The organism is Vibrio sp. Y10_XG_PY6 (assembly GCF_024181795.1).
Taxonomy (GTDB): Bacteria; Pseudomonadota; Gammaproteobacteria; order Enterobacterales; family Vibrionaceae; genus Vibrio; species Vibrio diabolicus.
The window spans coordinates 168,112-191,875 of record NZ_JAMZAQ010000001.1 but is presented as its reverse complement, the minus strand read 5'-3'; the positions used below and the strand labels follow the sequence as shown (position 1 = coordinate 191,875).

Genomic DNA, 23,764 nt, shown 5'->3' with positions numbered 1-23,764 from the left:
AGCGAAGCCAATAACCAGCCCTACTTCGCCGCCGCGTGGGTTAAATTGCCCAGCACGCCGCTGATTTTGTTCAATACCTCGTCACAGCCTTCAATATGATGGCGCTGCTTTAAATACATAGGATCGTTGTAAGCTAACCACGTTTTGCCTTCAGCATCTTCATACACCAACACTTTTTGGGGTAAATCGAGCGCCACCTCCTGCGTACAGATCATCAGTGGTGTGCCCACTTTAGGGTTTCCAAACACGATAACTTCAGTTGGTCGCAACGTCATATCGACTTTCGTGGCATTCTCTTGATGGTTAATGCGCGCAAAGACGTTCAACCCTTTTTCTTGCGCGATAGCGACAAATTTATCCGCCGTATCTTTTGCTGAATGCGTGCTCGCAACGGTTACCACACCCTCACCAGCCAACGCACTCAATGACGTCAACGCCACGACCAACCCGATGATTACTTTTTTCATTTGTCGTCCCTTCCTCTCTATCTGAGTCGAAAACTGTAAATATAGAAAAACCAAGTGTAGGAAAACTATAGAAGTCAGATTCCGCTATCGCGAATTGCACTCTACCCACTCAAGAGTCGACCGTGTAACACGGATTAATTGATTCAGATTAATAAAGCGTTAACTAGCTGAGCATCAAAAGCGTGAAATACGTAACATTTGCAGCCTATTTTAGTAAGAAAGAGAAAAGTAGTGACACGCGATCAATTTGAGTTATTAGCACCCGGTGGTGATTTAGATTCCATCAAAGCCGCCATTGCCGCTGGCGCCGATGCAATTTACTGTGGGCTCGACCGCTTCAATGCTCGTAACCGAGCGACCAACCTCACCTTAGATAACTTAAATGGCGTGTTAACGTTGGCCCATCAGCACAGCTGTAAGATTTTCCTAACGTTGAATGTGCTGATTTTAGAAAGTGAAATTCCAGCGATTGTTCGCTTACTCAGCCAACTGAACACCACCAAAATCGATGGCGTGATCGCGCAAGATCTCGGTCTGGCCTACATTCTCAAACATCACTTTCCCGATTTGGATGTGCACGCTTCAACGCAACTGAACACGCATAACGAAGGCCAGATCCTCTTTCTCAACCAGCTCACCGCAAGCCGAGTAAATCTATCTCGCGAGCTTAACATCAATGAGATCAAACATCTGGCGCAATTTGGTCGCGAGCACAACGTAATGATGGAAGTGTTTGTCCACGGCTCATACTGCATCGGATTCTCCGGAATTTGCTACATCAGTTCCGCTCGCAATGGTGCATCAGGTAACCGTGGACGCTGCAGCCAACCTTGTCGCGAACAGTACGAAACGACCAAAACAGACAACAACTACCCACTCAATATGAAAGACAACTCCGCCTTTGGGGACTTGAAAGCGCTTGCCGATGCTGGCGTGTATTCCTTAAAAGTGGAAGGACGAATCAAGAAATCGCACTACGTCTATACCGTGGTCGACAATTGGCGTCAGCAAATCGATCGCTTGTGCGAAGGTTTGGAACTCTCTGAAGACACCACAGAGTTATACACGGTGTTCAACCGTGATTTCTCCAACGCATTTTTGCAAGGTGATTTCGGCAAGGCGATGTACATCGACAACCCGCGCGACCACGCTGTAAAGCATTTTTCGAAGGTTTATCAATGCCAGTCTGCTGATGATGTGCAAGCGGTGAAAAAGAAACTGTACGATGACAAAACCGCGATCATTGAGAAAGTGGCAGAGCAAACCAAGTCGTTCGATGTCACTTCGACACAAGTATCCGGCAGCAGCTTGAAAGGGTCGATTGATGTACCAACTCTGCCAGCGTTACCTCAACCAGAACCTCGCCAAGGTGCGCCAAAATTATCGGTTCTGATCTCGTCAGCACAAGAAGCCATGCTGTGCGAATACCAAGACATTGATGTTTACTATCAATTGCCAATGGGATTGTCTGGTGAACTGAGCGCGATGATTGAGTTGTTCAAAGCCAACCCAATGCTCAAACCTTGGTTCCCAGCCATTTTGATTGGCGAAGACTACCACGCCGCGCGCGTATTTTTGGAAACCATCCAACCTGAGTTGTTGATCACCAACAACTCAGGCGTCGGCATGATCGCAAAAGAGCTTGGCTTAGGCTGGGTGGCTGGCCCACAAATGAACACGGTGAACTCATACGCGTTTAAATGCCTTCAAGACGAGTTCGCGGCAAGTGGCGCGTTTGTTTCTAACGAGCTGAATATGAAGCAGATGCGCCATATCAAGCGTCCGAAAAACATGCGCAGCTTCTACAGCATTTATCATCCAAATAACCTACTCACGAGCCGCCAATGTTTGTTCCAACAAACCGAAGGATGCCGTAAGGTGAAGGTCAACAAAGGTTGTTTGAAACGCTGTGATAAACGCACGTCTATCATCAACTTAAAAGATAATCCTTACGTGGTGCAAAAACAAAAAGGCAGCCACAATTCAATCTACAGCGAGCACAACGTCTTAAACCTGCAAGTACTGCACGATCTGCCGCAATTGTTTACCGATGTGTTGATCGATCTGCGTGATATCCAGACCGAAACGACAGTCTCAGCAAGCAAACCTGAGTTGATTGACGCGTTCTTAGCTCTACTTGAAGAACACAGCGAACAAACCGTCCAAACGCTGAATGCCATGATTCAACCAACAGCCAACGCGCAGTATTTAAAGGGGTTGTAGAATTTTTCTAACGAGGCAAACAAAACAATAAATTATCCTACACTCTACTAGAGGGAAGCGTAACGCTTTGTAAGTCAGATGGTTGGCTGAAGAACATAGTTCATCAATAGAAGAACTTCCTGGCCATTTGAGATAATTTATTTGAGTACGCCATGAAAATATCTAAAGGTATCGAAGAGCAGGGAATCCCTGTCGGAAACTATTACGACAAATACAATACTCAGAACCCCATCGCCAGAAAAATGATGAGCAATTTCGATCATCATTTATCGCAACTGGTTGATATGGTCACACCAAAGTCGATACACGAAATCGGCTGCGGAGAAGGAGTCTGGGCACTTAAATGGCATCAACAAGGGATCCGTGTGAAAGGGAGTGACTTCTCCCAACAAGTGATTCAACTAGCAAGAGACAATGCCCAAGCACACAACTTGGAAGACATTTTGTTTGAACAAAAAAGTGTGTATGACGTTGCTAGAGAGACTGATTCTGCTGACCTTGTTGTTTGTTGTGAGGTCTTGGAACACCTAGAGCATCCCGAGCAAGCACTAGCAACATTGCAAGATCTCGATACTGACTATTACATTTTTAGTGTGCCAAGAGAGCCGTTGTGGTGTGCGTTAAACATGGCAAGAGGTAAATATTTAAACAGTTGGGGCAATACTCCCGGACATATCCAACACTGGTCCAAGAATGCCTTTCTGACTTTGCTCAATCAACACTTTGAGATTCTCGAAGTACGCTCTCCCATTCCTTGGACCATGGTTTTATGCCAGCGTGTGAATCATGAAACATAATAAGAGTAAATTCATATTAAGTTGGGTTGGGCGAATCATTACTATTTTTTCCATCGCCTTTGTATTAATCAAGCTCTCTACATACTCGCAGCAACTGAATATTCAGGATATTCCCTCTTACTCCTATCTGGTATTTATTTTTTGCATAGGCCTCTACGCCTTTGGCAATTATGTTCTTTCTATGGCGTGGCGACTTTTAGTCGCGAACAGTGAATATACTTTGTCTGCATCAACTGCCATTTGGGTGTTTGGCGGATCTCAAATTGCTAAGTATCTACCTGGAAACATTTTCCAATTCGCTAGCCGACAAGTAATTGGCGTACAACACGGAATTAAGAATAATGTATTACTGAAATCGACCTTATGGGAAATAGGGTTGATGGGTATTGCGGCTGGTTCGTTTGGCGTCTTTCTGCTGAATGAGTACTTCCCTAGTTTAATGGGGTACGAGATGACTTTATTCGCTGGACTTATCGTGATCACCGGATCAATATTAAGCTTGATAGCCAGTCGCAATTACCTAAAAGCTTGTGGGCTTTATCTCTGCTTTTTTTTGGTATCGGGCGGCATTTTCTCACTCATATTTTTTACGCTAAACGACAATCTAACTCCAACTTTAGAGACATTTTTACAAACATCTTGTTACTTCATCATCGCATGGTTAATAGGGTTTGCCACCCCAGGTTCTCCTGCAGGGTTGGGTGTCCGAGAGGCTGTTTTAATCACACTTCTAGATTCGCCGAGTATTGAAGATACACTCTTAGTTGCCGTCCTTGTTTCCAGAATCGTCACGGTTCTAGGGGATATGTTGTTCTTCGCTATCTCGAGTTTATTTAGGCCTAAGCAAGCCGTATCAAATAACTCACTTCTTTAAAGTATCGAGGTAACTCGCTATTACTCTCCAGATCGTTTTCGCTTGGTTTCAAACTGATAAGTGGGCAACTTTTCCTGATGCTCCAGCTTTTCTTCCAATACCTCAATTCGGTGCAATACTTTTTCGGTCAGCTTTCGATTGAACCCTATTAGATCGGCCACCAACCCCATCAATAAAGTGATGAAACCCAAGATAAGTAGCGTTGACCCCAAGACCAATGACTGAATATGGCCATCTCCCGCTCCATTTAAAAAGAAATACAGGAATCGCATAATGGGAATCACACCACAAATCATCGCCACCGAGCCAATAAACAAAAACACTTGCAGAGGTCGATACATGGTATAAACCCTGACCAAGGTAGAGAGCGACATTTTTAGAAACTGCGGAATGCTCTTAAACAGACGGGACTCTCGCGTTTTTTCATTAGTTCGGATTGGCACCGAAACCACACCAATCCTTTTTGCACTTGCTTGAATCAACATTTCTATTGTGTAGCTAAAATCCGATACGATATTAAGTTGTTGTGCCGCACTTCTCGATATTGCGCGAAAACCACTCACAGCATCTTTAACATCCAATCCCGTCGCTTTGGCAATAATAAAGCTCCCCGACACTTGTAAACATCGTTTAAATACAGAGAAATGTGTATTGCTATACCCTCCTCGGTCACCAACAACAATTTCTGCTTTGTGCTCGATAATAGGCTTAACCAAGTGCGGAATATCGGCCCCATTATATTGATTATCGCCATCGGTGTTCACAATGATATCAGCATGAAGACGAAGGCACTCCTCTATCCCTCTTCGAAATGAGTAAGCAAGCCCCTTATTGCCCTGGTTAGTAATAATGTGCTCAACACCACACTTGCGTGCGACTTCTGAAGTACCATCCGTAGAACCATCATCGATGATTAGAATCTCTATCTTAGCGATACCATCAACGCGCTTTGGTATTGAGCGAATAACATCAGCAATATTGTCCGCTTCGTTAAAGCACGGAATTTGAACAATTAACTTCATGCTTGCTCCTCATGTTCTGAATCAACATTACTGTGCGTATTAGAAGCCGGTAAATAACCTCTGCTTCTCTTCAAGATTGCGAGGTCGGTACAGGTTATCTCCCCAACGCAGAACGACTTTACCTGGCTCTTTCGACACTAATTCATAGCCCCCCCGCGCCAAGTACCGTGCTTGACCAGCCAACCAAACCTTGCCATTAATCATAAGACTATTGCTAGCTTCAAGCGTATATACGCCCTCGATGTTGACCTTAACTTCCCGACTAAGAGAGTTGGGCGTCAGTTCAAACGTCTTTCCTGCAACATACAGATGCGACCAATGATGAATGTAGTTCTGCCTTAACGCTTGAATATCTTGCCTTAATAGCCCTTTATCGGTTTTGTCAGGGCCAAACACATCTAAATAGTGCGAATTAACCAGTACAAAAGCCGGATTGTCTTGCTCTATTGCATTGCGAATAACGGGGATGTTTCTCGCAATATAATCTTCGTAACCCCACGTACTCATGAAAAAACCTTGTTTTGAAAAAGTCGGAACCATGGAGCATCGATCAATATAAGCAACAGGCTGAGGAAAGATTTTATGTACTTCATCAAGAAACTGACGCTGGTAGGCCAAGTTGCTTTTTATCGGTAAAACAAAACCATTCACCACAATGGATACCGCAAACAAGCAAGGAACAATAAAATTAAAAAATTGTGCAACTCTTGCGTTAGTGAAATTCTGGATACCAACCCAAGCCACAGCAAACAAAGCACTCACTGGAGCAAGCATAAAAGCGTAATAGTATGGGAAAGCGTTGCGATAAAAGAACAAAGTGAAGAGTAATAAACTTAGGCACAAAAACTTAATCGATGACTCACGACTTAATAGCTTTTGCGAAAAACACGCATAAACAGCAGTACCAATACCAATGAAAAGAGCTAACCAATACCATGAGTTCGTCGAAACTGAATGAACAAAGTAAAACAATCGAGGAAAAAGCTCGCGCTGGTTTAGTGTCTTATCCGCAGCACCGAACATCGTTCCTGCATCACCAACCGAACTCGCTCCATGTATAGAGAAGTAATGCCAACTGTATAGCATCGCAAAGGCAACCAGTATTGCGACTCCATACATGAGAACTTGCCTAAAATAACGCTTACGATTTCGCGACCAATAAAGCGAGGTTAAAACTATGCCTATAAAAGTCGGGATATACAGAGCGGTCTTTAAAGTGACGAGCAAGGCGACAGCCGTAAGGACACCAGCAAGAATGGATACACGCCAAGAAAATGTTGTACTAAACACATAATACAGCGCCGCCATGATCATACATGTCGCGATAGGATCAGTACGAAAACTGGCCCCCATACGAACATTATAAACAAAAGAAAAATAGGCAAGCACCGCAAAAAGTGCCGCCGATTTGCTGCAGTACAATCGACATAACTTGTATAGATAAAATCCCGTGAGTAATTGAAAGAAGACCATAACGACTCTCGCCACAATGATCTGGTCAACATCGTTATCTGATACACCACTCAGCCAAGTAAAGAAGTGAATGTGAAAGGTTTGGAAACTATTAATCACCTCGCCGTTAATAAACCGATGCACAAAAGATAGGTAATAAAACTCGTCCCAATTTACTTCGTAATTAAACGCAACAAAAAACCGAGCGATTACAGCCACTACGATTAGAATACAAAGAAAAATAGAAGTGCTAGAGGTAGTATCTCTATCCGATAAATGACGTTTATTAACCTGTTCAACAGTCTCCATTCACCCTTCCTTGTTAATCGTTTCTCGACTAGTGGCATGCTCTGAGACATTAAGTTGTATGAATAAGGTTAGAACTGCCAGTAATGAGTATAGTCATGATTCAAAACCAAATAAGGGGTGGCAGGAGAAGTTTCGAGAGCAAAACACCGTTGAGCAACGAGACCGTGTTTTTATTCCACACTTTGAAAGCGGGAAACTTTGCATTATTTCAAAAGGCTTTAGTATTAAGTCTCTCAACATATCTTGAACACTCACTGTGCACTGACTACAATGGCGCACTTTTTACGGAATTTAGGTCACAAACATGACAGATACAGCTAAACCAGCTCTACCAGATCGCCTAGCAGGTAACCCACGTAGCCCATTCTTCATCAAAGAATGTTTCGATCACCAAATCGGTATCCGTTTTAACGGCAAAGAGCGCACAGACGTAGAAGAATACTGCGTGAGCGAAGGTTGGGTGAAAATTGCTTCTCCTAAAGCAAAAGACCGTTTTGGTAACCCAATGCTGATCAAACTTAAAGGCGAAGTTGAAGCGTACTACGTATAAGCTGACCAAGCTGAATTTCTTTGAAAGCTCGAGTTTGACTCGGGCTTTTTTAATGCCTGTTATATCCCTTTCTCGATTAATCTATTCCCTCCTCTATTCAGTACAAGTTATTAAGAAATCGATGTAAATCGCTGTTTTTATCTGATTGTTGGCTAAAGTTTCTATAGAACTTACTGTAATAACCATTGCCAAAAGAAACGACACCTTTTGATTGTAGGGAGAGGAAATGGAAAGCCCACTTGTCACACTCAAACACGCCAGCAAAAGCTTTGTCGATGGCAAAGAGAGCCATCGTGTGCTGGAAGGCATCGACTTCACCCTCAATTCGGGAGCGAGTGTCGCACTGACGGGGGCAAGTGGTAGCGGCAAAAGTACTTTACTCAATATCATCGCTGGCTTTGAGCCAATTTCCGGTGGTGAGTTGTGGCTAGACGGCGACAACGCAGCGGCTTGGAAAGACCCACAATGGAGCCGCTTCCGACATCAAAAACTCGGGGTTATTTTTCAGCAATTCAACCTCTTAACACCTCTTAACGTAAAGAAAAACATCGCCTTTCCTCTCAATTTGAATCAACAGAAATGGAATGACTGGTGCGATTATCTGGTCGAAACGTTAGGCATCAGCCAGCTTCTCGACAGGCATATTTCTGCTCTTTCAGGCGGTCAACAACAACGCGTCGCGATTGCACGAGCATTGGCACACAAACCCAAACTTCTGCTTGCCGATGAACCCACAGGAAACCTTGACCAAAAAGCGGGCTTAGAAGTGATGAAACTGTTGAATGAAATCACCACCCAAGGCAATACCGCTGTGCTCTTGGTGACCCACAGCCCTGAGTGTGCCGAGTTCATGCAAACCCAATTACGTTTAAAAGATGGGCGTTTGAAGGATGGTCGTTTGCAAAGCGGACTGACGCAAAATCAGAGTGATGTAAATGAGCAACATCATGAAGCAAGCTAAGCAACCAAACACCAGATTCACGCATACTCGACTCGCCCTGAATCTGTTTGTAGCGCACTATCGGCAGGCGCCACTGCAAGCCGCGGCAATTCTGATCGGTATCGTGCTGGCTGTGACCTTGTTTGTTGCAGTGCAAGCCATCAACCTCAATGCCAAGCGCAGTTATGCGGAGTCTACCGAGCAACTTAGCGTACAAGCTCAGAACTTAATTATTCCACCAGCAGGGCAAAACTATCTGCCCGAATCTCTTTATTTCACCCTTAGACAAAACGGGCTCAGTGCAGCACTACCTGTAATCGAAGGGCGAGTGAGAGATGAACAAGGTCGACGTTGGTTAGTGCAAGGTAGCGAGTTGATTGCCGCCATCTCTTCACGCGCTCGGTATTCTGCAAACGGAAAGTCATCGGATAGTGAACAGAACGTGTCTTTGTTCGACAGTGCTTTACCTTTACCTGAGCTTTTAGCTGGCAAGCCAATTGTGATGATGAGCCAATCTCAACATCAAAACCTAGGGGAGGTAGAAACCCTAACTCTGGACGACATCCCAACCCAAGTGGTGGTGCTACCTGACGAATGGCAGTTAGGTAGCCGAATGTTGCTGGACATTGGCTTTGCCCAGCAACTGCTCAATAAACAAGGACAGCTCAGTTACATTGCAGTTTTCCATTCGGGTGATAAAGGGAATAAAGACAAGCAAACAAAATGGCAGAAGCTGATTGGTGAGCAAGGACAATGGATTTCCAATAATCAAAGCACAGACCTTGGTTCGCTGACCGACAGCTTTCACCTCAATCTCACAGCAATGAGCTTACTTGCCTTTTTAGTCGGGCTGTTCATCGCTTACAACGGCGTAAAGTACAGCTTGCTGAAACGCAATCGGCTGTTAGTGCAGATTCAACAGGCGGGTGTTGCGCCGAGCATTGTGTTCTCTGCGCTGTTAGTTGAACTCACTATCCTCGTTACCATCGGCGCTTCCCTCGGTTTTGTGTTGGGCATGCAGCTTAGCCATTGGCTACATCCGACCGTAGCACTGACTTTAGAACAACTTTACGGCGCGACACTACTGCCCGGCACTTGGCAGTGGCAATGGTGGGCGCAAGCCCTGCTGCTCACGTTAGCCGCAACCCTGTTGGCGTGTTGGCAGCACTTTAAACAGCGAGTGCGCCAGCCGCTCTCCTCTCATGGTGGATTTTATCAAGCACCTGAAGCTTCTAACGAAAACCAATTGTTCGTGATAGGTGCTGTGTTGACGACTCTCGCACTCGCAGGGTTATGGCTGAGTGAGCATCACCGCTTTACCATGGCGTGGCTCGGCGTGCTTGTGGTGTCGATTCCTTTGTATCTACCCAAAACGCTCAGTGTCTTAGCTAATTGGTGTGAAAAACGCACCACTTCCGGTTTGATGCAGTATCTGTTTGCAGAGCTGCGTGAGCTGATTTCTCCGCTTTCTCTCGCCATGATGGCACTGCTACTCGCCGTTACAGCCAATATGGGGATGAATACGCTGGTGGGCAGTTTTGAATCCACCCTAAAACAGTGGTTAGAACAAAGACTACACGCCGATATTTACGTTAGCCCCGCACAGGGTGAAATCGCTAATGTGGAGCGCGCGTTAGGGCTGTTCGACAAGGTTGAGACCGTCTACAAGCAATATTATGTCGACGATAACCTGCAAGGCTTACCGATTTTGCTTGGTACCAAAGACAAAGACACCTTAGAGCAAACCATGGTGTTCAAATCGCATTTGGAGAACTTCTGGCAGCGTTTTTACCAAGGTGAATCAGTCGCGATCAGTGAACCAACCGCGGTCAAACTGGGTTTGTCACTGGGTAGCGAGCTCACGCTTGATGCTGTTCCAAATAAGAACCTGCTTGTGGGCGCGATATTTCACGATTATGGCTCACCCAATGGTGAAGTGTTATTAGCACCCAAATTATGGCAAGAGAGTGGCTTTACCGACCTGCCAACAAGCCTTGGTATTAAAGTCTCAGATGACCCACAAGTCGTATACGACCAACTGCGCGAGCAACTGAATCTGCATCCAAGTCAACTCTACGATCAGGCGCAAATCAAATCCATCGCGTTAGATATTTTCTCGCAGACCTTCGCCATTACGCGCGCACTCAACGGCGTGACTTTGATGGTCGCCGTGATTGGTTTGTTCAGTGCTTGTTTTATGTTGCTCGACGCGCGTAAAGCCGCCATTGCAAGGCTGTATGCACTTGGCGTCAGCCGTCGTAAATTAATGACCATGGTGGTCGGACAGATCGTCGCTCTGGTCAGTTTTACTCTGGTTATCGCCCTACCTTTAGGAGCCATGGTTGGTTATGTGCTGACAGACATCGTCACCTTGCGCGCTTTTGGTTGGAGCTTAAATTATCTGTGGAATTGGAGTGATGCCCTCAGCATTGCGGCGATCACCATCTTGGTGGCGGTGATTGCCACCTTGATTCCGCTGTGGCGATTGGTCAGCAAGCCTGTCGTCTCCAGTTTGCAAAGCGAGGTGTTGTGATGGTTCGATTGGCAAGCAAGCTTACTCTACTCATAAGCAGCTTATTCCTATTCGGTTGTGAAGATCCCCAACAAAACAATATGGGCACGCTAAATATGGGCACGTTGTTGGGCAGTGGAGACACGCCAAGCGAGAGCAACCCATTCACACCCGTGGAAAAAGGTGTCGAACTGACCTTCCCAGCAGACCATCAAGCGCACCCGAATTTTCGTCATGAATGGTGGTACTTAACCGCTAACTTAATTGATGAAGACGGCAATCCACTTGGCGTTCAATGGACACAATTTCGCTTTGCTGCTGCGCCACCAACGGGCGAAGATGACGTGAAGAAAACCGAATGGCAAACTCAGCAAATCTACATGGCGCACAGCGCGGTCACGACGAAGGACAAACACTATGCAGATGAGAAATGGTCACGCGCTCAAGCCTCTCTAGCAGGTGTTGATACTTCACCATTTCGGGTTTATCTCGACGATTGGCAGTGGACTTCTTCAACCACCGATCTCTTCCCTGCCGCATTGAATGCAAACTCAGAACAGTTTGGATATTCGCTGACGCTTACCAGCAGCGCACCTTATCAAAAACAAGGCGAGCAAGGTTACAGCACCAAAAGCGCCGATGGTCAAGTGGCTTCGTATTACTACAGCCAACCGTTTATTGATGTCTCTGGTGAGGTCACGATCGACGGCAAAACCCATCAAGTGTCGGGCAAAGCTTGGATAGACCGAGAGTGGAGCTCGCAATTCTTACTCGACTCACAACAAGGCTGGGACTGGTTTGCCCTAAGGTTGAGTGACGAGACCAGTCTGGTGGTGTTCCAATTGCGGGATTCTAAAACCGGACAAGCCAGTTACTCCAGCGCAAGGCTGATGCAGCAAGATGGTTCTGGCATCGCTATCCCACAAAAAGACATTCGGTTAGAGGCGACCAAGCAAACAGAAATCCAAGGGCGAAAGTATCCAACCCAGTGGCAAGTATCGATTCCTAACCAGCAAATTGAACTTACCATTTCTGCACTCAACCCGAACGCGAAAATGCCCCTTTCTGTGCCTTATTGGGAAGGCCCAGTGCGTATTGAGGGCTCTCATTCTGGGACTGGTTATATGGAGCTGACGGGATATTAAGCGCTCTGAACGGATTTCAATTACCGTTGAGAAGCCATCTTAAGAACCATCTCCTACCCGCAACAGAATGCATCATAATCAGAAATAAATGACTACGACGCATTTATTCGATACTAGCCTTGAATCCTTGCTTCGTTGCGGTACGCTTTGAGCAAATCAAACAAGGGTGGCCCCTCTCATGCGTGTCGATTATCACCAACGACTCGTTCCTGTTATTCGCTATCTGGAACAGCACTTTAACGATCCTCTCAATTTGCTCGAAGTGGCAGCGCTAGCCAACCTCTCTCCCTATCATTTTCACCGTACCTTCAAGGCGGTACAAGGCGAAACATTAGCCGACTTCATCCGACGTTTACGGCTAGAGGCGGCAGCAGACGACCTTTTCAAATCAAAGCAACCAGTGCTGAACATCGCGTTAGAGTACGGTTTTTCTAGTTCGCAAAGCCTAGCTAAAGCGTTTAAGCAGCATTATGGCGTAACACCAACCGCCTTTCGCGATTGTAAAAACTACCAGCAATTTTCTGAACTCGCGCGAAACAGCAAGATTGGACACGCACTGCGCAAGAATGGAAACGAACGAGCCCTAAGCGATTCATATACTGACTCTGAACTCACAACATGGAGCAACAATATGGAAACGCAAAACTTTGATAAAGCAAAATTGGCTTACATTCGCGTTAACGGCCCTTATGGCCAAGGTTATGAAGAACCATCAGGTCGCTTGTATCAATGGGCAGGAATGAAAGGTTTGGCGGGCAATACCTGTATCTTCATTTATCACGATAACCCAGAAATCACGCCAGACGAGAAGTGTCGTACTGACATCTGTCTAATGGTGCCAGAAGATACCGAAGTACCAAAAGGCATTGAGCTGCAAGACTTCCCCGGCGGTCAATATGCGGTGATGCGCCAGCAAATTACCGAATTCAGCCAATACCCTAAAGCATGGGATGATTTGATGAGCAAAGTGGTTGAATCTGGTATTGAAAACGACTGTCGACCTTGCTTCGAACTTTATCATAGCTACGATCCACAAACGCACCATGCAGACGTCAGCTTCTGCACTGCCATCAAATAATCGAAAAAAGCCTGCACGTTCGCAGGCTTTCCTTCTATTAGAAATAATGTCTAAATCGATTAGATCGCTTCGCCGTTTACTGTAACAGCAACATCAATATTGCCACGAACGGCGTTTGAGTATGGGCAAACTTGGTGTGCAATGCGCGTTAGCTCTAATGCTTGTTCTTGTGGCATATCTAGCTCTACCGCTAAGCTCACTGTTAGTGCAAAGCCGCCGTTATCGTTCGGACCAATGCCCACTTCCGCTGTTACGGGTGCACTTTTCAGGTTTACTTTACCTTCACGTGCTACGTGCAGAATAGCGTTAGAAAAACATGCTGAATAGCCCGCTGCGAAAAGCTGCTCAGGGTTAGTTGCCGCACCTGTGCCGCCCATTTCCTTCGGGTATGACAGCTCTAGATCGAGAAGACCGTCATCTGTTTTTACTTGACCATTACGACCAGCCAAAGCAGTAGCTTGAGTTTTGTATAGAGTAGTCATACGATTGTCCTTCTTAATTTAAGTTGTGCACAATTTAATTGCTTACAATCTTATATCGAAGTAAAGATCGTTTGCAACTATATTGTGCACAATTGATTTTGTTACTCTCTTTCTCTGTGAGCAGGTAGGCAACGCCAATGAGCCAGTGTTACACCGACAACACCATGACCAACGACGATAAACTCTTACTCGAAAACCAAGTTTGCTTCCCGCTCTATAGTGCTGCAAATGCGGTGATCCGAGCTTACCGCCCTTTGCTGGACGAACTTGATCTGACTTATTCGCAGTACTTAGTGATGATGGTGTTGTGGGAGAAAGACGGCGCCAGCGTTAAAGAATTGGGCTCGCAACTGCATTTGGATTCAGGCACGCTCACGCCGCTGCTTAAACGATTAGAAACAAAAGGCTATGTAGAACGTGGTCGCAGTGACACCGATGAGCGCGTACGCGTACTCAACCTCACAAAGCAAGGTCGTGACCTCAAAAAGCAAGCCAAGTCAGTGCCAAACGCCATGATGTGTAAAATCACGTTAGAGCTGGATGAAATGATCATGCTGAAGAAGTTGTGCGGCAAGGTGCTCGACAATCTGAACTAAAAAATAAAAGCATCAGCTTCCCCACTTCCTATTAGAAAGAGCCTGCCGAGATGCAGGTTCTTTCGATCTTAGCCAGACGATATCTTAAAGGTCATCATCAGTATTCTCTATTACCACTTGGCCTTCCTCTTCAATAAAACCTATCAAAGCAAACTCACTTACATCGGGTTTCTCTATTAAGAAAGATAGGAAATGACTATCAATAGGATAGTTACAAGCAATTTTCCTTAAACACAATCCAATGCGAATATACTTTCCGAAAGCAAGAACTGCTCACCCTAAAACATTCTGAGGAAAGTAAAAATGATTAATACAAAGATCAAACCATTTGCAGCTACAGCATACAAAAACGGCGAATTCGTTGAAGTAACAGAACAAGATGTTCTAGGCAAATGGGCTGTATTCTTCTTCTACCCAGCAGACTTCACATTCGTATGTCCGACAGAACTAGGTGACCTAGCAGACCACTACGAAGAGCTACAAAAACGCGGCGTTGAAGTGTACTCAGTATCAACAGACACACACTTCACTCACAAAGCTTGGCACGATAGCTCAGAAACCATCGGCAAGATCCAGTACTACATGCTTGGCGACCAAACAGGCAACATCACAAACAACTTCGGTGTGATGCGTGAAGGTCAAGGTCTTGCAGACCGTGCAACGTTCCTAATCGACCCAGAAGGTACTATCCAAGCAATGGAAATCACTGCTGAAGGTATCGGTCGTGACGCAGAAGACCTACTACGCAAAGTGAAAGCAGCTCAGTACGTAGCAGCACACCCAGGCGAAGTTTGCCCAGCAAAATGGAAAGAAGGCGAAGAGACGCTAGCTCCTTCTCTAGACCTAGTAGGCAAAATCTAAGCCACTGAATTTAAGCTCAATTTGACATGCTAATTGACGCTTAACTTAGAGAGCATTCCAGGTTAGATACCTTGACGACCTTCTGCCTGGTTTGCTCTCTCCCTACTGATTTTATCCAGAGTAACCACTCTTTTGTTTATTTAAGGTAACAACAACTATGTTAGACCAAGCGATCCAACAACAACTCAAACAATATCTGGCTAATGTAAAAGAAGACGTTCGTCTAGTGGTTAGTCTAGATGAAAGCAAAGCATCGAATGACATTCTGTCTCTGGCGAACCAAATCGCAGAGATGAGCGACTTTATCACCGTTGAACGTGACGACAACGCAAGCGCACGTAAACCAGTGATGACGGTGACCAACCCAGTAAAAGGCACAGCACTTCGCTTTGCTGGCCTACCAATGGGTCACGAATTTACCTCTCTGGTATTGGCATTGCTGCACTCTGGTGGTCACCCAATCAAACTAGAGCCGGAAGTGATTGAACAAATCGCAGCGCTAGATAAAGAGTTGGAAGTTGAAGTGTTCATTTCACTGTCGTGCCAAAACTGTCCAGACGTTGTTCAAGCGTTCAACATGATGGCGGCAATCAACCCGAAAGTGAAAGCAACCATGATCGACGGTGCACTCTTCCAAGATGAAGTGAAACAACGCGACATCATGGCCGTACCAAGCGTATTCGTGAACGGTGAGCTATTCGGTCAAGGCCGTATGTCTCTAACTGAAATCCTAAACAAAGTGGATGATGGCGCGAGCGAGAAAGCAGCCAAAGCACTGAGCGAAAAAGACCCATACGACGTGCTAGTTGTCGGCGGTGGCCCTGGTGGTAGTGCAGCTGCACTATACGCAGCGCGTAAAGGCATTCGCACTGGCGTTGTCGCTAAACGCTTCGGTGGTCAGGTGATGGACACCATGGCAATCGAGAACTTTATCTCGGTAAAACGTACTGAAGGTCCAAAACTGGCGACTGACCTAGCCGAGCACCTAAAAGAATATGACGTAGACGTTGTGACTGAGCAACAAGCGCAAAAACTAATGGGCGCAGCGCACACAGATGATGGCTTGATTCACATCCAACTTGAAAGCGGTGCAACGCTGAAAAGTAAGAGTGTCATCCTAAGCCCTGGTGCACGCTGGCGTGAAATGAACGTTCCGGGTGAGCAAGAGTACCGCAACAAAGGTGTCGCGTACTGCCCACACTGTGATGGTCCACTGTTCAAAGGCAAGAAAACCGCTGTTATCGGTGGTGGTAACTCAGGCATCGAAGCGGCTATCGACCTTGCTGGTATCGTAGAACACGTAACCGTTCTTGAATTTGCAGACGTACTTCGCGCAGACCAAGTGCTTATCGACAAAGCGAACTCACTACCAAACGTAGACATCATCACGATGGCGCAAACTACTGAAGTTGTGGGTGACGGTACTCGCGTAACAAGCTTGAAGTACAAAGACCGCAACACAGATGAAATCAAAGAAATTGAACTGTCAGGTATCTTTGTCCAAATCGGTCTAGTACCAAACACAGAATGGCTAAAAGATTCAGAAGTAGCGCTTTCTGAGCGCGGCGAAATTGAAGTTGGTAGCCGTGGTGAAACCAGCCTAGAAGGTGTCTTCGCAGCCGGTGACGCTACGACGGTTCCTTATAAACAGATCATCATCGCGATGGGTGAGGGTGCAAAAGCAAGCTTAGGCGCGTTTGACTACCTAATCCGTAAGCAAGGTTAATCTCCAATTTCTTGAGCACAAAGCGCACGGTGCGGTGTTTTCTTCCCCGGAAAACCAATCGGGGCACCGTGACAGCGATGAGTAACAAGAAATAAAATCAAAAAAAACCTAGAAGCCCAAAGACTTTGCCAGCAGGTATTAACTGCTGGCTTTTTTGGTTTTTGGGGAGGGGTGTAAGTACATCCCCCAGCACTCCGAGTTCAAACTGGAGGGAATGGCTCTACAATCACGGATAATTCAATTCACACCACCAGCATCACAACGCGCTGCAAATAGATTCTGAATACTCGCTTAGGCTCCTTCAGAATGACGCTGTTCGTTTAGCGCTCTCTTCACGTCATTCCCGCGAACCTAGGTGAGACTGGGAATCTACTCACCACAAGCTTGAACGAAAGAAATTCACACACATACACGTGAAGCATCAACGGTTAGAGAGTTCATGAACATGATCCTCCTCCCAACCTCAAACCACCAACCCCACCTAACCTTCGCTTGTATCAAACTCTAAAGATCTCAACACTCCGGGCTCAAAGGGGAGGGACTGGTTCTGCAATCGTGGACAGTTAACTTCACACCGCTAGCATCACAACACGCTGCAAATAGATTCTGAATACTCGCTTAGGCTCCTTCAGAATGACGCTATTCGTTTAGCGCTCTCTTCACGCCATTCCCGCGAGCCTAGGTGAGACTGGGAATCTACCCACCGCAAGCTTGAACGAGAGAAATTCATACACATACACGTGACGCATCAACGGTTAGAGGGTTCTGAACATGATCCTCCTCTCAACCTCAAACCACCAACCCCACCTAACCTGCGCTTGTATCAAACTCTAAAGATCTCAGCACTCCGAGCTCACGGTGGCAAGTTCTACAGTTACGGATAATTCAATTCACACCACCAGCATCAAAACGCGCTGCAAATAGATTCTGAATACTCGCTTAGGCTCCTTCAGAATGACGCTGTTCGTTAAGCGCTCTCTTCGCGTCATTCCCGCGAACCTAGGTGAGACAGGGAATCTACTCACCACAAACTCGCTCGAAAATGATTAGCACGAACAAACAAAAGATGAAAGAGGGTTGCAAGCACCTAACCCAACTCGCAGATTCAAAGTACCACTCCACCGAATCTCTCCATGTATCAAGATCCAAAGATATCAACCCTAAAAAATTTTAAAAAAGCTCTTTACCTCGACTTAACTTGAGGTTTTAGCATGTTCATCGTTGGCTAGGAAATGACAAAAAGGAGCACATCATGATCCAACTAGAACATATTAATTTAGTCGTGAAAAACATCCCTGAAATGCTGAAGTTTTATCAAACTGCATTTCCACATTGGTACGTGCGTGATGAGGGGAAAGGCGAATGGAGTGGTAAGCCAAGAAACTGGCTACATTTTGGCGACGAGTATCAATACATTGCTATGAGTGACCACGGTGAAGGAGAGAACCGCGAGTTGGGCGGCCACCAAGTAGGGCTAGCGCATTTTGCTTATGTGACCAACAACGTCGATGCCATCATAAAAAGACTGACCGATGCCGGTTATTCAATTGCCCAACCTGGGGCTGATGAGCCATACCGCAAGAATGTGTATTTTGTTGACCCTGCAGGTTTTGAGATCGAATTTGTTGAATACCTGACGGATGATCCAAAACTTCGTAACCTGACAAGCTAAAAGAGACGTAAACAATAAAACGCCAGCAGATGGTGACTACTGGCGTTTTAGTTTATCTATCAGGTTTCTTTATCGCATTAGCGCTGTTTAGCAAAAACCTGAGTCCAGTAATACCCGTAGCTTGCAGAGTGATTTTCGACAAGCGACGCGCCCATCTGATCAAAATCCGCACTCATGATATTGAGGCAGTGACCTTCGCTCGATAACCAAGCATTAACGACGGCGTTAATGGAACTTTGCCCTACGGCGACATTCTCACCAATGGCGCTCCAAGCATAGCCCGTTGCGTTGACTCGATCTGACATATTGCTGCCATCGGAGCCTGTATGACTCATGAAATCGCTGTTCGCCATGTCGCTTGAATGTCGATAAGCGGCGCTTTCCAAATCGTAGCTCCAAGTCAGGGCCCCAACAGGTGGCATGGTGGTTGCCCCACACTGCTGTGTAGTAGAGCGAGCACTGTTGACCGCTGCGAGCATCTGCTCGGCAAATGTGCCTTGTGACGATGTGGAACCTGTGTTTTGAGAGCCGCTGTCTACAGGTGCTGACGACTCCCCGTCGCCGCCACATGCGCTGAGAAGTAGAGCCAAAACTGGCACTAAGATCTTAGTTGGCATTGTCTTTCCTTTATGAGTGACGAAGAGCAAACTGCGCTTGTCGATAATAACGGCCAATAACCTAACAAAAACCCATAAAAGCACCATATGGCTTGGAGTGTTTTAACCAAAGACTCACATGAAGTTTTCAATCGCCTTGGTTCGGTTGGTAAATCGGCAACGTTTCAGCCCACGTATGGAATGGCGTTTCATCCATCTCCTGTATCGCTTGGGTGATAAAATCGATGAACACCCTCACTCGAGCAGGCACATATTCCCGGTTGGCATAGAGAAGATACACGCCATTTCCTGCTTGGCGCATACTCGGAAATATCGGCACTAAACGCCCCGCTTTGAGCCAGTCTCTCGCGATAAAATGAGGAATCTGAGTTAACCCTAAACCTTCTGCGCAAAGCTCTGCCATGGATTCGCCGTCGTTTACAATAAAATTTCTCTCGGGGTTATACTCACTTGCACCGTCTGGTTCTGGCATCCGAATCGGCAACAGTTTTCCCGTTTGTTTAAAACGAAAACGAACCCAAGAATGGTCATTGAATACATCCGGGCCACTCGGAACACCATGGCGCGCTAAGTAATCCTGACTGCCACAAATAATAAAATCGATAGGACTAAGCTGGCGCACAATCAACTGGCTGTCCTGAACGACACCAGATCTAATCGACACATCAATCCCTTGCTCAATAATATCAACGTAGGCGTCATCGTAATGAATATCGATCGTGATGCTGGGGTAGCGGCGACAAAACTCTTTTAATAAAGGGCGAATGTAAAGGCGACCGTAAGAGACCGGCACATTAATCTTAAGCAGTCCTGAAAGCGCATCATTGTGGCTTTTCAATGAATCCTCACACGCTGTCAGTTCGTCCAGTACAAACCTAGCGGTATTTGCGTATCGACGACCGGCATCTGTCAGACGGATCTGTCTCGTAGAACGCTGGAAAAGCTGTATTCCCAAGTCGCTTTCAAGACGATGGATGGCCTTACTCACCGTAGAAGGGTCTGTGCCATACGCTTTGGCGGCCGCAGCAAAACTGCCACCTTCTAAAGTGGCAATAAAAAATCGTAGGGACCGTATCTTATCCATAAAACTCGTGCATTCCATTCGTGAACTTTATTCACTTTAGTAAAGACAAAGTGGCTCTTCAATCACCAATCAGCCCAAATATAATGAATCTCAATAACTTGATGCTCTGTTAGCGAGGAAAAACAATGGGTAAAAATGGATTAAAGAATGCACTACAACTATTGATAGCGACCTTAGTCCTATTCTTTGGGGTGCTTCAAACGGCACATGCGACGGATAAACGCATTGGCATTCTAGTTTACGACGGCGTACTGACCTCTGATGTTACTGCGCCTTTAGAGGTCTTTGGCGTTGCAAGTCGTCTGACTTGGTTTAGCGATTATGAAGTAGTCACTATTTCCGTCTCTGAACAGAAAACCATCACCACTGAAGAGGGATTAAAAATTGGTGTGGATGCTTGGATTGGCGATCAGCCGGAACTCGACGTGCTGGTTTTAACATCCAGCTACGACATGGATGCGCTAATCGAAAACAAGGATCTCATTCACTTTATTCAAACCACATCAAAGGCGGCAGATTGGATGGCAAGTAATTGCTCTGGTGCGTATCTATTGGCCGAGGCTGGCCTGTTAAACGGTAAGAAAGCGACGACGTGGGCAGGAGGTGAAAACGGATTACAAAAAGACTATCCAGCAGTTGATGTACAGGTCGACCAGAATTTTGTTGTTGATGAGGGCGTCATCACCTCAAACGGCAGCCTAGTTAGCTATCAGGCCGCACTTAAATTGCTGCATCTCATGACTTCGGAATCTAAAGCTCAAGAAGTCGCAGACGCCCTTCAATACTCACGTTTTTCTACCCAACCATTTTAAGCGGGCAAGGACGAAACCGCAGGTAACCTTTGAAGCTTCAGAGGTTACCTTGCTACTCAGCTCTACACTTCTGATCTTAATCCTATGGAAAAACACAAACGATACGAAGCACTGACGAAGGAGCGATACCAAGATATCTATCGTCTCGCATATTGGCTATGCAAAGATCATCACCTTGCTGAAGATTTGGCGCAAGACACCTTCCTGAAAGCGTGGCGATTCTTTGATAACTTAAATGATCCCAATGCCGCGAAGCCTTGGCTCATCACCATTTTGCGTCGTGAGAATGCTCGGCGCTTTGATAAAAAGCAGTACGATTTTGTCGATATTGATGAGTGTGTAATACAGGCAAAAACCTACCCTGGCAGTGACCACGACATGGCACAAGATTGGCTTAAAAAACAAATGATGATTCTCGAACCCAAATACCGAGAGCCATTGGTCTTAAAACTCGTAGTCGGGTTTAATCATAATGAAATTGCTCAAGTCTTAGAGCTTAATCACAACACCGTGGCGACTCGATTATTCAGAGCACGCAATCAGATCATTGCGCAGAGGGAGGGCGATTAAGACACAAAAAAGTAGTCAATCATGTCAACTAACTGGCTATGCTCCGGTCTATTTCATAAGTCGTTACACAACTCGGCGCTTTAACGCTTTACATCAAGCGCGACTAGATGAACACTTCTCGTCAAAGTACAATAACAGCCGACATAGAGTAGAGTCAGTAAAACATTATGAGTAACACAACGGCGAAAAAGCCGAATCCCCTATTCGAGATTCTTTTTAACGTATTCATCCCTTCCTTTATCTTGATGAAGTTTAGCGGCGATGAACACCTAGGAACAGCAATGGCGCTGGTTGTCGCTTTGCTATTTCCTATCATTTACGGCGGTATGGACCTTGTCCGGAACAAGAAATTTAACTTTATTTCTGTACTTGGCTTTATCAGTGTTTTATTAACTGGCGGCATTGGCTTGTTAGAGCTTGATACACGTTGGTTAGCCTTGAAAGAAGCCCTGATCCCTGGCCTGATCGGTTTAGCGGTTTTGGGCTCAACGTTTACCCGCTACCCACTGATGCAGAAGTTAGTACTGAATGACACGGTATTGAATTTATCGCTGATTAACGAACGCTTGAAAGAGAACGGTCAATCAGAGGCATTTGAACGTTGTCTAATGTCATCAAACTATCTGTTTGCGAGTACTTTTGCGTTCTCATCCGCGATGAACTACTTCCTTGCGACCTGGATCGTGACCAGTCCTTCGGGCACGGCTGCTTTTAATGAAGAGTTGGGTAAGATGACGCTTTACAGCTACCCGATGATTGCAATTCCAAGCATGTTAATGATGTTCGGTATTTTTTATTACATTTGGCGTCAAGTACGTACGATGACATCGCTCGAAACAGAACAAATTTTCCATCTAAAATAGTCCCATCATTACAAATAACCCACCAAAAAAGGGAGGATTTATCCTCCCTTTTCTCAACAGACTCACTGTAATTCATAGCGTCAAAATGATTTTTCCTGACACCGCCGATGAGCGTTGCTCAACCATTTCAATCGCAGTTTGAAAATCCTCTAGTGGCAGCTCAGACGCTACATTTAACTTTATATCGTTGGCAATAAAGTGATCTAACATTTCAGCGAATACCGCTTTTCTCCCGCCTTTACCTACCGACTCTTCCCAATATCGCAAAAAGAAGGTGCTAAAGTCGATGTTGTTGGTCTTCATCGATTCAAAAAACGCAGGCGTATAAGGCGCTAACGACAACGTTCCGTAGTTGATGTATTGGCCATTTTCTTTCAAGGTACGAATGAGATATGTGCCAGCCTCACCGCCTATCGCATCCAAAGCGGCCGTTGGTTGTGGCAGTTTGCGCGTTTGCAGTTGCACGTGTAAGTCTTGCTTCGCGTCCAATACTGGAGTCGTATCGTACGGATACTCGTCTGGCTTTGAAGTCACAGCAATCAGTGTAAAACCCAGTGAATGAGCAAGCTGGGCAAATATCTTACCGATCGCCGAACCCGCCGCATTGATGATCACCACATCGTCTTTGTTCAACTTAGCCACTTTCGTGGTGATAACCCACGCGGTTAGCGCGTTGATGTACAACTGGCAGGCATAGCCGTTATCCAAACTTTCAGGTAGCGGAAAAAGATTCTCAGGCGAAGCATCTATGTAGTATTGCCAAGTACCACTCATCGCCACCAACACTTTTTGCCCAACTTGAAGGTCAGTTTGACCAACACCACTGACTTCCACCACACGCCCAACCGCTTCAAATCCCGGCACGCGAGGTGGTACGTGAACGCGGCGGTATTGCCCAACACCATAAATGGAAAGCAAGTCACTTGGGTTAATATTGGTGGCTTCCAGTCGCACCCGAATCTTGCCCTGAACAAGCGGTTTGAGGGGCTCTTTTTCCAACGACAGCGACGTTTTGGACTGACCAAAGCAGAATTGATTCACTCGAGTATTTATCGTTGGTGCCATTGTTATTCATACCATGTAGTTGAAATTAAAAAGGGACGTTTCATGGC

At 45.9% G+C, this 23,764-nt stretch carries 22 protein-coding genes; 15 read left to right on the top strand and 7 right to left on the bottom strand.

Features of this window, described 5'->3' with window-relative positions; all coding sequences use genetic code 11:
• Nucleotides 1-20: 20 nt before the first annotated feature.
• On the bottom strand, nt 21-467 hold the full coding sequence (locus NL644_RS00905; RefSeq protein WP_025515564.1) for a DUF302 domain-containing protein: 447 nt from the start codon (nt 465-467) through the stop codon (nt 21-23).
• 231 nt (nt 468-698) lie between these two features.
• Between NL644_RS00905 and NL644_RS00900 the strand changes: the two genes are divergently transcribed.
• From NL644_RS00900 to NL644_RS00890, 3 genes are all read left to right on the top strand, one after another.
• Complete coding sequence (locus NL644_RS00900; RefSeq protein WP_114322708.1) at nt 699-2,690, top strand: U32 family peptidase; 1,992 nt, start codon at nt 699-701, stop codon at nt 2,688-2,690.
• Between the two features lie 152 nt (nt 2,691-2,842).
• The gene (locus NL644_RS00895; RefSeq protein WP_006740852.1) at nt 2,843-3,487 is read left to right on the top strand and encodes a bifunctional 2-polyprenyl-6-hydroxyphenol methylase/3-demethylubiquinol 3-O-methyltransferase UbiG; all 645 of its coding nucleotides are present in this window, start codon (nt 2,843-2,845) and stop codon (nt 3,485-3,487) included.
• Nucleotides 3,477-4,361: a hypothetical protein gene (locus tag NL644_RS00890; protein ID WP_006740853.1), complete on the top strand. Its 885-nt coding sequence runs from the start codon at nt 3,477-3,479 to the stop codon at nt 4,359-4,361. The genes NL644_RS00895 and NL644_RS00890 overlap by 11 nt, the downstream gene beginning before the upstream one ends.
• A gap of 20 nt (nt 4,362-4,381) precedes the next feature.
• Here NL644_RS00890 and NL644_RS00885 read toward each other — a convergent pair whose 3' ends face one another.
• Nucleotides 4,382-5,383, bottom strand: a complete 1,002-nt coding sequence (locus tag NL644_RS00885; RefSeq protein WP_005395558.1) for a glycosyltransferase family 2 protein — start codon at nt 5,381-5,383, stop codon at nt 4,382-4,384.
• Between the two features lie 39 nt (nt 5,384-5,422).
• A complete protein-coding gene (locus tag NL644_RS00880) occupies nt 5,423-7,144 on the bottom strand; it encodes a glycosyltransferase family 39 protein (protein ID WP_114322706.1) in 1,722 nt (573 codons plus the stop codon).
• A 304-nt stretch (nt 7,145-7,448) separates the two neighbouring features.
• Here NL644_RS00880 and NL644_RS00875 point away from each other — a divergent pair, with 304 nt between their 5' ends.
• The 5 genes from NL644_RS00875 (at nt 7,449) to NL644_RS00855 (ending at nt 13,369) form a co-directional block, all read left to right on the top strand.
• Nucleotides 7,449-7,694 carry a DUF3297 family protein gene (locus NL644_RS00875; RefSeq protein ID WP_005383498.1) on the top strand — a complete coding sequence of 82 codons (246 nt, stop codon included), beginning with the start codon at nt 7,449-7,451 and terminating at the stop codon, nt 7,692-7,694.
• A 226-nt stretch (nt 7,695-7,920) separates the two neighbouring features.
• A complete protein-coding gene (locus tag NL644_RS00870; RefSeq protein WP_114322705.1) occupies nt 7,921-8,655 on the top strand; it encodes an ABC transporter ATP-binding protein in 735 nt (244 codons plus the stop codon).
• The gene (locus NL644_RS00865) at nt 8,642-11,167 is read left to right on the top strand and encodes an ABC transporter permease (RefSeq protein ID WP_114322704.1); all 2,526 of its coding nucleotides are present in this window, start codon (nt 8,642-8,644) and stop codon (nt 11,165-11,167) included. The genes NL644_RS00870 and NL644_RS00865 overlap by 14 nt, the downstream gene beginning before the upstream one ends.
• A complete protein-coding gene (locus tag NL644_RS00860; RefSeq protein WP_114322703.1) occupies nt 11,167-12,291 on the top strand; it encodes a lipocalin-like domain-containing protein in 1,125 nt (374 codons plus the stop codon). The genes NL644_RS00865 and NL644_RS00860 overlap by 1 nt, the downstream gene beginning before the upstream one ends.
• Nucleotides 12,292-12,469: 178 nt before the next feature.
• Nucleotides 12,470-13,369, top strand: a complete 900-nt coding sequence (locus NL644_RS00855) for a GyrI-like domain-containing protein (protein WP_114322702.1) — start codon at nt 12,470-12,472, stop codon at nt 13,367-13,369.
• 59 nt (nt 13,370-13,428) lie between these two features.
• Here the strand turns inward: NL644_RS00855 and NL644_RS00850 are convergent, their stop codons facing one another.
• Nucleotides 13,429-13,851: an organic hydroperoxide resistance protein gene (locus NL644_RS00850; RefSeq protein ID WP_005374640.1), complete on the bottom strand. Its 423-nt coding sequence runs from the start codon at nt 13,849-13,851 to the stop codon at nt 13,429-13,431.
• Nucleotides 13,852-13,988: 137 nt separating this feature from the next.
• Here NL644_RS00850 and NL644_RS00845 point away from each other — a divergent pair, with 137 nt between their 5' ends.
• The 4 genes from NL644_RS00845 to NL644_RS00830 all read left to right on the top strand — a co-directional run bounded on the left by NL644_RS00845 (nt 13,989) and on the right by NL644_RS00830 (nt 18,706).
• Nucleotides 13,989-14,447 (top strand): MarR family winged helix-turn-helix transcriptional regulator, encoded by a 459-nt coding sequence (locus NL644_RS00845; protein WP_114322701.1) that lies wholly within the window; start codon nt 13,989-13,991, stop codon nt 14,445-14,447.
• A gap of 303 nt (nt 14,448-14,750) precedes the next feature.
• On the top strand, nt 14,751-15,308 hold the full coding sequence (gene ahpC, locus NL644_RS00840) for an alkyl hydroperoxide reductase subunit C (protein ID WP_005395542.1): 558 nt from the start codon (nt 14,751-14,753) through the stop codon (nt 15,306-15,308).
• Between the two features lie 157 nt (nt 15,309-15,465).
• A complete protein-coding gene (gene ahpF, locus NL644_RS00835) occupies nt 15,466-17,034 on the top strand; it encodes an alkyl hydroperoxide reductase subunit F (RefSeq protein WP_109169293.1) in 1,569 nt (522 codons plus the stop codon).
• A 1,252-nt stretch (nt 17,035-18,286) separates the two neighbouring features.
• Entirely contained in the window at nt 18,287-18,706 is a 420-nt protein-coding gene (locus NL644_RS00830) for a VOC family protein (protein ID WP_114322700.1), read from the top strand.
• 77 nt (nt 18,707-18,783) lie between these two features.
• Here NL644_RS00830 and NL644_RS00825 read toward each other — a convergent pair whose 3' ends face one another.
• Complete coding sequence (locus NL644_RS00825) at nt 18,784-19,323, bottom strand: CAP domain-containing protein (protein ID WP_006740864.1); 540 nt, start codon at nt 19,321-19,323, stop codon at nt 18,784-18,786.
• 127 nt (nt 19,324-19,450) lie between these two features.
• Nucleotides 19,451-20,407, bottom strand: a complete 957-nt coding sequence (locus NL644_RS00820) for a LysR family transcriptional regulator (protein WP_114322698.1) — start codon at nt 20,405-20,407, stop codon at nt 19,451-19,453.
• A 125-nt stretch (nt 20,408-20,532) separates the two neighbouring features.
• Here NL644_RS00820 and NL644_RS00815 point away from each other — a divergent pair, with 125 nt between their 5' ends.
• The 3 genes from NL644_RS00815 (at nt 20,533) to NL644_RS00805 (ending at nt 22,652) form a co-directional block, all read left to right on the top strand.
• Nucleotides 20,533-21,219, top strand: coding sequence for a DJ-1/PfpI family protein (locus NL644_RS00815; protein WP_114322697.1), 687 nt, complete (start codon nt 20,533-20,535; stop codon nt 21,217-21,219).
• Nucleotides 21,220-21,303: 84 nt separating this feature from the next.
• The gene (locus NL644_RS00810) at nt 21,304-21,789 is read left to right on the top strand and encodes a sigma-70 family RNA polymerase sigma factor (protein WP_065645210.1); all 486 of its coding nucleotides are present in this window, start codon (nt 21,304-21,306) and stop codon (nt 21,787-21,789) included.
• Between the two features lie 167 nt (nt 21,790-21,956).
• The gene (locus NL644_RS00805) at nt 21,957-22,652 is read left to right on the top strand and encodes a VC0807 family protein (protein ID WP_114322696.1); all 696 of its coding nucleotides are present in this window, start codon (nt 21,957-21,959) and stop codon (nt 22,650-22,652) included.
• Nucleotides 22,653-22,724: 72 nt separating this feature from the next.
• On the opposite strand, the gene NL644_RS00800 is transcribed toward NL644_RS00805, so the two are convergent.
• On the bottom strand, nt 22,725-23,717 hold the full coding sequence (locus tag NL644_RS00800; protein ID WP_114322695.1) for a zinc-dependent alcohol dehydrogenase family protein: 993 nt from the start codon (nt 23,715-23,717) through the stop codon (nt 22,725-22,727).
• Between the last annotated feature and the right edge of the window lie 47 nt (nt 23,718-23,764).

What these genes read in the sequence shown, in the direction of transcription:
- NL644_RS00895 (WP_006740852.1), top strand. Translation starts at nt 2,843, where the DNA reads ATGAAAATATCTAAAGGTATCGAAGAGCAGGGAATCCCTGTCGGAAAC.
- NL644_RS00860 (WP_114322703.1), top strand. Translation starts at nt 11,167, where the DNA reads ATGGTTCGATTGGCAAGCAAGCTTACTCTACTCATAAGCAGCTTATTC.
- NL644_RS00865 (WP_114322704.1), top strand. Translation starts at nt 8,642, where the DNA reads ATGAAGCAAGCTAAGCAACCAAACACCAGATTCACGCATACTCGACTC.
- NL644_RS00875 (WP_005383498.1), top strand. Translation starts at nt 7,449, where the DNA reads ATGACAGATACAGCTAAACCAGCTCTACCAGATCGCCTAGCAGGTAAC.
- NL644_RS00850 (WP_005374640.1), bottom strand. Translation starts at nt 13,851, where the DNA reads ATGACTACTCTATACAAAACTCAAGCTACTGCTTTGGCTGGTCGTAAT.
- NL644_RS00800 (WP_114322695.1), bottom strand. Translation starts at nt 23,717, where the DNA reads ATGGCACCAACGATAAATACTCGAGTGAATCAATTCTGCTTTGGTCAG.
- NL644_RS00870 (WP_114322705.1), top strand. Translation starts at nt 7,921, where the DNA reads ATGGAAAGCCCACTTGTCACACTCAAACACGCCAGCAAAAGCTTTGTC.
- NL644_RS00905 (WP_025515564.1), bottom strand. Translation starts at nt 467, where the DNA reads ATGAAAAAAGTAATCATCGGGTTGGTCGTGGCGTTGACGTCATTGAGT.
- NL644_RS00885 (WP_005395558.1), bottom strand. Translation starts at nt 5,383, where the DNA reads ATGAAGTTAATTGTTCAAATTCCGTGCTTTAACGAAGCGGACAATATT.
- ahpC (WP_005395542.1), top strand. Translation starts at nt 14,751, where the DNA reads ATGATTAATACAAAGATCAAACCATTTGCAGCTACAGCATACAAAAAC.
- NL644_RS00890 (WP_006740853.1), top strand. Translation starts at nt 3,477, where the DNA reads ATGAAACATAATAAGAGTAAATTCATATTAAGTTGGGTTGGGCGAATC.
- NL644_RS00845 (WP_114322701.1), top strand. Translation starts at nt 13,989, where the DNA reads ATGAGCCAGTGTTACACCGACAACACCATGACCAACGACGATAAACTC.
- NL644_RS00830 (WP_114322700.1), top strand. Translation starts at nt 18,287, where the DNA reads ATGATCCAACTAGAACATATTAATTTAGTCGTGAAAAACATCCCTGAA.
- NL644_RS00810 (WP_065645210.1), top strand. Translation starts at nt 21,304, where the DNA reads ATGGAAAAACACAAACGATACGAAGCACTGACGAAGGAGCGATACCAA.
- NL644_RS00855 (WP_114322702.1), top strand. Translation starts at nt 12,470, where the DNA reads ATGCGTGTCGATTATCACCAACGACTCGTTCCTGTTATTCGCTATCTG.
- NL644_RS00820 (WP_114322698.1), bottom strand. Translation starts at nt 20,407, where the DNA reads ATGGATAAGATACGGTCCCTACGATTTTTTATTGCCACTTTAGAAGGT.
- NL644_RS00825 (WP_006740864.1), bottom strand. Translation starts at nt 19,323, where the DNA reads ATGCCAACTAAGATCTTAGTGCCAGTTTTGGCTCTACTTCTCAGCGCA.
- NL644_RS00805 (WP_114322696.1), top strand. Translation starts at nt 21,957, where the DNA reads ATGAGTAACACAACGGCGAAAAAGCCGAATCCCCTATTCGAGATTCTT.
- NL644_RS00815 (WP_114322697.1), top strand. Translation starts at nt 20,533, where the DNA reads ATGGGTAAAAATGGATTAAAGAATGCACTACAACTATTGATAGCGACC.
- ahpF (WP_109169293.1), top strand. Translation starts at nt 15,466, where the DNA reads ATGTTAGACCAAGCGATCCAACAACAACTCAAACAATATCTGGCTAAT.
- NL644_RS00880 (WP_114322706.1), bottom strand. Translation starts at nt 7,144, where the DNA reads ATGGAGACTGTTGAACAGGTTAATAAACGTCATTTATCGGATAGAGAT.